Origin of the sequence: Pantoea dispersa (assembly GCF_035783935.1) — a bacterium.
In the GTDB taxonomy this organism is placed as follows: domain Bacteria; phylum Pseudomonadota; class Gammaproteobacteria; order Enterobacterales; family Enterobacteriaceae; genus Pantoea; species Pantoea dispersa_C.
The window spans coordinates 419,380-426,902 of sequence record NZ_JALKOV010000004.1 but is presented as its reverse complement, the minus strand read 5'-3'; the positions used below and the strand labels follow the sequence as shown (position 1 = coordinate 426,902).

The following is a 7,523-nucleotide window of genomic DNA, read 5'->3' as shown; positions in this document are numbered from 1 at the left end:
AGATTCGGGATACCGTCGATGCTTCAATCGCAGCGGCCACATTAATCAGTTCAGCGTCTGTCGGGTAATCGGCCTCATCTACAGCCAGGTGCAGACCATACCAGCTGTTAAAGTCCATAATGGCATTAACGGCCTGCAGCAGGCTTTCAGTGCTGCCCGATTCTGAACTGGTAAGCGTTTTAGCCCAGCGACCAACGTAAATCATTGTAGGCTGCGGAGACTGTGAAAACCAGATGACCGCAGCCCGATACTCTTCGCTGTCGATGCCAAAATCATCCCCGATGTCATCAGCGCTTGAATAGGCGCGCATGCGTTCACTGATCGGAATGACTGTTGAAGTGCCCAGAATCAGCATAGAGCCGAAGTTTCGGCCTTGTGCTGCACGAGCAGAGAGAGTCATCGTCACGTTTGTGACACGACTTAATGGCAAACCTTTCGCCATGATTATTCTCCGGTTGAGATGCTGACGTTGCCGTCGAGGATGGATTTGATGCCGTACTTGCGGATCACTTTGCGGCGCAAACGGACGGTTACGTCGTAGCGGCGCACCCACTGGTTATTGATTAATTCAGGGAAAGGCGTCACCTGGCTCACATCGAAAAAGGAGAGTTCGAACCTGTTCAGCTCGTCATTGTTCTGCGGTAACTGCATACCGTCGCGAAACAGCGCGGCGATTTGCTGGCCTGACGGACCATAAAATGAGGCCATACATTCCACGATCTCATGGCGCCACATCTCGGTATCGTCATCGGTTTGCAGTACAAACGCTGGCGAGGCATCAGTGGTAAAGCCGATGATGCCGAATCCGCACCAGTCAACGTTTTGCGCGGGGATTGCTGCCTGTACCGGCGTCCAGCGAGGACGGACCATACTGTCCGGTAAACCAGACAGAGCTTTCACCCATCGACTGAGGACGCGCTCGAGCGTTTCGTCGTAAGCCTGCGGTGCGCTAAGAGGCGTCAGATAACCAGGTTGCGTGCTGTCATTGCTCATTAGCGCCACCATCGAATGGCTGCAGTTCACAGTGAGCCTGAACAAAGCCCGCACCATATCGGGGATAAGGATCAACAAACGTCACGCGATAATCCGCGCCGGCGTATTCTACGATGTCAGCGTCAAGCGCAGTTTTCCCGCTAATCAGCCGCGTTTGTGTGATTACCAGGATTGCACCCGCGATTACCTGCCCCGATTCCATGCGTTTTGCCTCAAGTGAGCGGTCTACCGTAACAACGCCGCCGAACTGCTGGCGCGTTTCATCGTTAACGGGAAAGCCGTCGCTATCGACTGACTGAATGCTCCGGCGGTACCAGAGTTCGGTGTCGAGGAATTCAGGCGAGAGAAGCACATCGCTAACATCAAGAGTTGGCATTTTTGTTCCTCACGACATAAGTAATGGCGCGCCGGTACTGGCCGGTGTCAATCAGCGGCTTGTCACCGGTTCGCCCCCTGGCAATGCGTGCATCAATGGTGCGTTCAGCGAGGGCCGTAAATGCTGTGATGGTCATGTACCGCTTCACACCATTCGCCGCCAGCGCGCCGGCGCGGTTCAGTTCCAGATCAGCAGCAGCGGCATTACCGCTCATCGCTGCCTGAGCAGCAGCGCGGAGGTGCGGAACCGTTTGATCCTGAACTGACCGCACACCGGGAACGAGGTGCGGGCGCGCGGGGATGTTCTGCGCGGGAGAGCCGTTTTCGTTGATGTAGCCGATACCGGCATTACCGAACGGAACATCATCACGCTCGCTTCTGTCCTCGGGGATCCCCACCAGCACATCTTTGTCCGCGATGGCTTTAAGTGAGGCCAGAACAGCTGCAGCGTTATCGCTGCGAATGGTGAGACCTGATTTCACAGCTGACGACCTCCGGCACCAAACATGATGATGAGTTGCCAGAACTCAGCGCCGTAGCGCGTGTTGTTCCAGAAACCGGCATCCGGATTAAGCGTGGCGCCGGTGTCATAGCTCACGCTGACCTTATCCACCGATTTCGACGCCTGCACACCGTTGGTTGAGCCACCAGCACCACCGACCGCTGCCGCATTGCTGTCAGCCAGCCATAGCGCCATGTAGTGCGCCACGAAAAGCTCGACTAAATACGGGAACATCTTTTTGCCGGTGACCTTCTCGCTCAACATTATGTCAGCCAGGTTCAGGCGAAATTCGACTTGAGGATCGGGATATTTGGTGGCGTCAGCGAACTGCGGGAAGGCGGTGCGAAAATCAGTTATTGAGGGAAGCGACTCATTTTTTGACATCGGCTCCAGCTCCAGCGGCTTTCAGCGTTTCCAGCTCTGCTGTTAACACTTCCAATGCTTTATCTTTGGCGGCAATTGATTCGGCCTGATCGCCGTTCAGTTTGACCTGGTCCGCCAACTGAGTTTTCAGGCTCTCGATCTGCGCCAGCAGCTCGTCATCGCTGCCGCTCGTTGTCGCGCTGCCGGTCTGGTCAGAGTGCGCCACTACAAACCAATGCTCTGCGACGTCTTTGTCAACGGTATGGCGCCCGGCCGGGAATGGCGTTTTTTCCCCTTTATCGCTGGTAAAGGTAAACGGCGTGTGTACCAGAATTTCTACCTGTGTTTTCTTTGCCATTTCAGGCTCCTGCTAAGCCCCTTACGGGGCTTTGTGAAGGTTAAATGCCGTCAATGTAGGCAATGGTTTCACGGTAAATCGGCTCAATAGCACCGAGCTTGCCGTAGTAAGTCACCAGCTGATACAGGCCGCGATACTGGATCGGGATACTGCGCAGCGCCACCAGCGGATAACGGACGTACTTTTTATCGTTGGTGTAGGCAATCATGCGGTCTTTTCCGCCGACACCGCGACCTTTCAGCCATTTGATGGCTTTGATCTCCAGCGGCATGCCGTTGTTGTGGAACGCAATGGTGTTGGTAGACAGATAGGTCAGCAGCGACATGTTGCCCGCTTCAGAGACTTTCCGGCTCGCCAGCAGCGCATACTGCTCTGGTGGTACACGAAGTTCAGTAGGAACCACCGAATAGGCCGAGGCTTTCCACGCATCGGTCAGAATCGAGTTGACGCTGTCCAGAATTTCATCATTGGTGGATGCCGACCAGGTCTTCGGCGCGTTATTTAGCGCGACACCGGTCAGGTTCAGAAGGCCTTTCAGATTCAGCGCGCTGTCACCGATGTAAACCTGCTCATCGTTGTCCATCTGCCATTTCAGCTGCATGCCTTCATACTTCTGGGTGTCGATAGGCCGGCCAACCTGCTGAGCTGCCTGCAGCTCAATAATGGTCCAGCCCAGTTCCATCCCCCATAGGTTCAGCGGATTACCATCTTTATCGATGTTGACGTTCACGCCTGCGATCGCCGTAGAATCCTTGCCCACCCAGTTTTTACCGTTCGGGTTAGCACCGGAGCCGGCGGCGGCGAAGCTGGTATTTGTCCAGCTGGAAATGTCATCGGCGATCGACACGTCTTCGCGCAGCTGAATGTCGCGGGTCCAGGTGTAGCTTACCAGCGGCGCGTTCAGCGTCTGGTCGAGACGCTCGAGCTCGCCAACCAGGAAAGCACCTGTTGAATCAACGGTGCGTTGGTCAAAAGTCTGCATTTTCGATCCTTAAATCTTGTAGGAAATTTCAGCGTTGCCGTCGGCATCGCCCGCACCGGTGAACTGCGCGTTCGGCAGCACAACCGTTTTGCCACTCACTTCGGTGGCGTAAAAACCACCCAGCGGCACATCAATGGTCGAGTCGACGCTCACCACGACATACACCGGCGCGCCTTTGGTGATGCCAGTAGCATCAGAACCGACGCTCACGGTCATGTAGCCGCGTTTGAGCGCATCGCCCGGGAAATTTTTGTCTGCGCCAACCTGGCGGACCAGATCCGGGGTTGGAGTGGTTGGGTACGGACGCACGTAAATGCCCTGAATCACCGCAGCTGTATCACCATCAGCCAGCGGCACAAACAGACCATTTACAAACTTGCCCGCCAGGCCATAAGCAGTGAACGCGTTGGCAGCGTTAATGATCACCGGCTCCACGGTCAGATCCTGAGGGCGCGAGATAGCACCGGCGATGCCAACTGGCATCCGGTAAAGAATTGAGTTGCTCATGGATTTTCCTTAGCGTTTAGACCAGAAGGCTTTATTTTGCTCGTTGAGGTCAGCGTTAGAGCTACCGGTTTTGCTGGCAGCATCGATGGTGCGGCTGGCCTGAGTATTGCGGCCTTTCGCCAGTTCAGAAACAGCGGTAAACGCCATTTCAATATGCGTTTTGGGCAGCTGTTTGATTGCAGCGTCACCGACAATCTGGCGCACCAGCGCCTGATCAGCTGAGGCCAGAACGTGGCGTTTAAACGCGGTGGGCTTCATCTTCTGCGAGAGGTCGATACCCGGCATGATGAGTTCAGCGCGGTAAGCCGAATCGCCGGTAGGGGTCGATTCTTCTTCCTTGTCTTCGCCGTCGGCGTCGCCGGTCGGCTCTTTTTTATCCTGCTGATCATCGCTGTCGGTGGTTTTACCCTCAAGCTTATCGAGGCGCGACAGAATGGCCTGAGCCCAGGCCGGGATCTGCTCTTCGTTATCACCGGTCTTGAGGCCACCCATTTCCGGATCTTTATCCGGCATAGGGTGCTGCGGCGCCAGGTTGATGTTCAGATTGACGCCCTGCGGCAAATCACCGCCTTCATCGCCCGTCTGGGACGACTCGAGCAGCTCATTCATGGTGTCGGTGTCACCTGTTTTCCACGCGCGTTTGATGCGGGTCAGCAGGTTATTTTTGTTAGTTGCCATCGTGTTTCTGTCTCCAATTGCGCAACGTGATCCGGCCCTGCCATTTGGGACGAGAGCCACATGGTTTCCGGTAATCTGGTACTGCTTTGCCCTGCCGATGGCGGTTTGCTCGTACTCGGCGTCGTAGCCGCACGAAACTTCGCGCAGCCCGTTTTCGATATATGCGATCGCCTCATCGTCTTTGATAATGAGGTCGGCGATCATCAGGTCAGATTGCTGGCCAGTACCGCGCCGGACGTTTTGAACGTGACCGACTGCCAGTTCCCGCCAGTTTTCCGGGTCGACAAACATGATGTTGCCGGCATCATCCTCAGGGTGAAGGATGGTGACGGTCATCCCTTCAAACGATGCGAGGGTCTCAGCGCTAAACACTTCGTCCGCGGTGCGTTCGACAACGATTTCGCCGTCCGCATCCGGTGTAAGCTTTGGCAGGTCAAGCGCGCTATACAGCTGCGAACCGATGCGGGCGATCGGCACGTCTTTGCATAGAAGCGAGCCATCGCCGAGCCGGTACCGCGTTTCGCCCAGGCGGGTGTTGAATAGGTATTTCATCGATTACCTGCAGGCGTAAAAAAAGCTGCCTAAGCAGCTCGTTTGATTTTGATGGCGGCAACCCTGACTGGCTTGCCATCCACGGTAATGACGCGGTGCACGCGGTCGCCAGTTGGCAACCGAACCACGTTGGCATGAGGAATGACAACTTCGCAATAACAGCGGCAATTCGGCAGCGCGCCGGCGTGGCCAGTTAACCCATCCAGCGTTGGCGGCTTGTCCCAGCTGACGAACTTACCTTCCATCTCAGCGTGCGAATGGCGTACATCACCATCCTCAGCGGTGCGCCAGATGTAGCCAGTCGAGCCCAGCGCCAGTGAGCGCGCCTGCGTAAGCGCAGTAGACGCACGCCCGATCTCGGTCCGGGCAATCAGCCGCGCGCGGGAAGCTGCAACATCACCTGATGCTGCTATCTCTTTAGCGAACGGTTCAGCGCGGCCACCAGCGACGACTGCCTCAATGGCTTTGTTCTGGATGTCGTAGATGCGGTCGGCTGCCTCGAGAGGAAGCGATTTTATGTACTTCACCTGTTCGGCGACGATGCTCTGCATCACCTGGCCAACCGGCGTGTTCATAACGATGTGGCGCAGTTCAGCGCTGATGTACTGGCTGTGCTGCCGCCATTCTTTATCGTTCTGCCGGGCCACCTCCAGCGCAAAATCAGTCGCTACGCGGTGGGCCCAGCCATCAATGATGTCGCTGTATCGCTCCAGCGCATCCATGATTTCCAGAACGCTATCGTTTGAACCATCGTATCGGCCATCGACTATATCGCCCACGGCTCGCGCTATCTTGCGTAGGCTCGTTTGATACCGGATCTCCGCCTGCTTTGACCGGTTCCGGGTCGTCAATCTCTCCGATGCCTGGCGGCGCTTCATCTTCGGCATCGTTGATATCCTCATCGGTAATTGATGCGCCAATGCCGGTGACGTCAGAGGCCTCACGCAGGTCGGTCATCGCCGCTTTACGCGTCATCAGCCCATCGTTGAAAGCGGTGCTGATAGCGTTAACGGTGTTCACCGCAACCGTGGAGCGGTCAACGTCCGACATCTGCCACAACGGGTTAAACTCGAACGTGAAATCGTCCGGCAACGGCTGGCCAAGCTCCGATCGGTACATCACGTCAAACAGTTTGCGAAGCGGCTGCCGCAGCCGGCGCTCCTGCTGGGTGCCGATGCCATCATAGTAGTTGGCCAGATCCGCATCTCCGGTCGAGAAACCTTTCGGGGACTGACCGAACAGGCGCACCAGCGGAATGCCGGTCGCGCCGCTGATCTGCTCGGCGAACTGGCTTATCACGTCGTCCAGGCCGGCGAATGAATACTGGTGGGTTTCAAAAACATCCTCGCCGTCCATGAGCGTCAGGCCTTCATTGCTCTGGAAAAGGCGAATCATGTCCATGTTTTTCAGCAGCGCTTCATATGCCGGGCCACCGAGAGCGATCAGCTCGCGCAACTTCTTCACCTTATAGGTTCGCAGGTGCGCTTTGTATACCAGCTGCGCGGCGCCCATCGTGGCGCTGTCGAACGCTGTCAGGCGGTCCCAGATGCGCTCAATCACCGACATGCCCCACTCGTTTTCTGTCTGCGCCTGCTGATACGGCAGCGTGACACCATCGAAGCGGATCAGGCGGCTGTGGTGAATACTCCACGCGGGAATCCCGCTGGCCGTTGTCACCACATCGTAACGCTCGGGCTTGCCCAGGTTCGGCCCCATTTCTTTAATACGGCGCTGCAGGTTTGGGTTAATCATCCAGCGATCGAGCGGCAGAATGCCCTTGAATTTACCTTCGCCGATGGTCTCAAGCCGCAGTGGGGTAAACGGCGCCTGCCCCTCTATCATGATGAAGCCAACAGCACCGCCATACAGGCGAGACCACTTAATCGTGTCGTTGAGGCGATCCCAGATCTCCAGCTCGTCGAACAATGACTCAATGACGCCGCGCGCTTTCGGGTCGATTTCCGATGTTATGCGCACGCCCTTGCGGGTCATATCGTCGGCCACGGCATCAACCGCGGAGCCGATGATCGCCGATGAGCGATATGCCCATTCAATCTGCAGCCGGTTGCGGCTGGTGAAGTTGGCGCGGTAAGTCGATGCCGCATGCTGGTTCGGCTGCTGCATACCAACGCGCGCCATAAAGTTGTCGTAGCTGTCTGCGGTCGCCTGAGGAGTTCGCGCGGCGCCACCACTATTTTTTCGTGCCATCGTTT

Annotated in this window: 11 protein-coding genes; all 11 read right to left on the bottom strand. The window is 56.4% G+C overall.

From position 1 onward, the window contains the following. Positions 1–442, bottom strand: a 442-nt coding sequence (locus MXF20_RS11350) for a DUF3383 family protein (protein WP_325969448.1), incomplete at its 3' end; no start/stop codon positions are given. Positions 443–444: 2 nt separating this feature from the next. Next, on the bottom strand, positions 445–993 hold the full coding sequence (locus MXF20_RS11345) for an LIC_12616 family protein (protein WP_325969446.1): 549 nt from the start codon (positions 991–993) through the stop codon (positions 445–447). Then, a complete protein-coding gene (locus tag MXF20_RS11340) occupies positions 983–1,369 on the bottom strand; it encodes a head-tail adaptor (RefSeq protein ID WP_325969445.1) in 387 nt (128 codons plus the stop codon). Before MXF20_RS11340 ends, MXF20_RS11345 begins: the two co-directional genes overlap by 11 nt. After that, positions 1,356–1,850: a hypothetical protein gene (locus MXF20_RS11335; protein ID WP_325969444.1), complete on the bottom strand. Its 495-nt coding sequence runs from the start codon at positions 1,848–1,850 to the stop codon at positions 1,356–1,358. Before MXF20_RS11335 ends, MXF20_RS11340 begins: the two co-directional genes overlap by 14 nt. Continuing rightward, positions 1,847–2,254, bottom strand: coding sequence for a DUF4054 domain-containing protein (locus MXF20_RS11330; protein ID WP_325969443.1), 408 nt, complete (start codon positions 2,252–2,254; stop codon positions 1,847–1,849). The genes MXF20_RS11335 and MXF20_RS11330 overlap by 4 nt, the downstream gene beginning before the upstream one ends. After that, positions 2,241–2,591 (bottom strand): STY1053 family phage-associated protein, encoded by a 351-nt coding sequence (locus tag MXF20_RS11325; RefSeq protein ID WP_325969442.1) that lies wholly within the window; start codon positions 2,589–2,591, stop codon positions 2,241–2,243. Before MXF20_RS11325 ends, MXF20_RS11330 begins: the two co-directional genes overlap by 14 nt. 40 nt (positions 2,592–2,631) lie before the next feature. Further along, positions 2,632–3,573 (bottom strand): DUF2184 domain-containing protein, encoded by a 942-nt coding sequence (locus MXF20_RS11320; protein WP_325969440.1) that lies wholly within the window; start codon positions 3,571–3,573, stop codon positions 2,632–2,634. A 9-nt stretch (positions 3,574–3,582) separates the two neighbouring features. Next, positions 3,583–4,080 (bottom strand): structural cement protein Gp24, encoded by a 498-nt coding sequence (locus MXF20_RS11315; protein WP_325969437.1) that lies wholly within the window; start codon positions 4,078–4,080, stop codon positions 3,583–3,585. Positions 4,081–4,089: 9 nt separating this feature from the next. After that, positions 4,090–5,310 carry a DUF2213 domain-containing protein gene (locus tag MXF20_RS11310; protein WP_325969435.1) on the bottom strand — a complete coding sequence of 407 codons (1,221 nt, stop codon included), beginning with the start codon at positions 5,308–5,310 and terminating at the stop codon, positions 4,090–4,092. 29 nt (positions 5,311–5,339) lie between these two features. After that, positions 5,340–6,089 carry a phage minor head protein gene (locus MXF20_RS11305; protein WP_260640786.1) on the bottom strand — a complete coding sequence of 250 codons (750 nt, stop codon included), beginning with the start codon at positions 6,087–6,089 and terminating at the stop codon, positions 5,340–5,342. Then, on the bottom strand, positions 6,046–7,518 hold the full coding sequence (locus MXF20_RS11300; RefSeq protein ID WP_325969434.1) for a DUF1073 domain-containing protein: 1,473 nt from the start codon (positions 7,516–7,518) through the stop codon (positions 6,046–6,048). The genes MXF20_RS11305 and MXF20_RS11300 overlap by 44 nt, the downstream gene beginning before the upstream one ends. Positions 7,519–7,523: the final 5 nt, after the last annotated feature.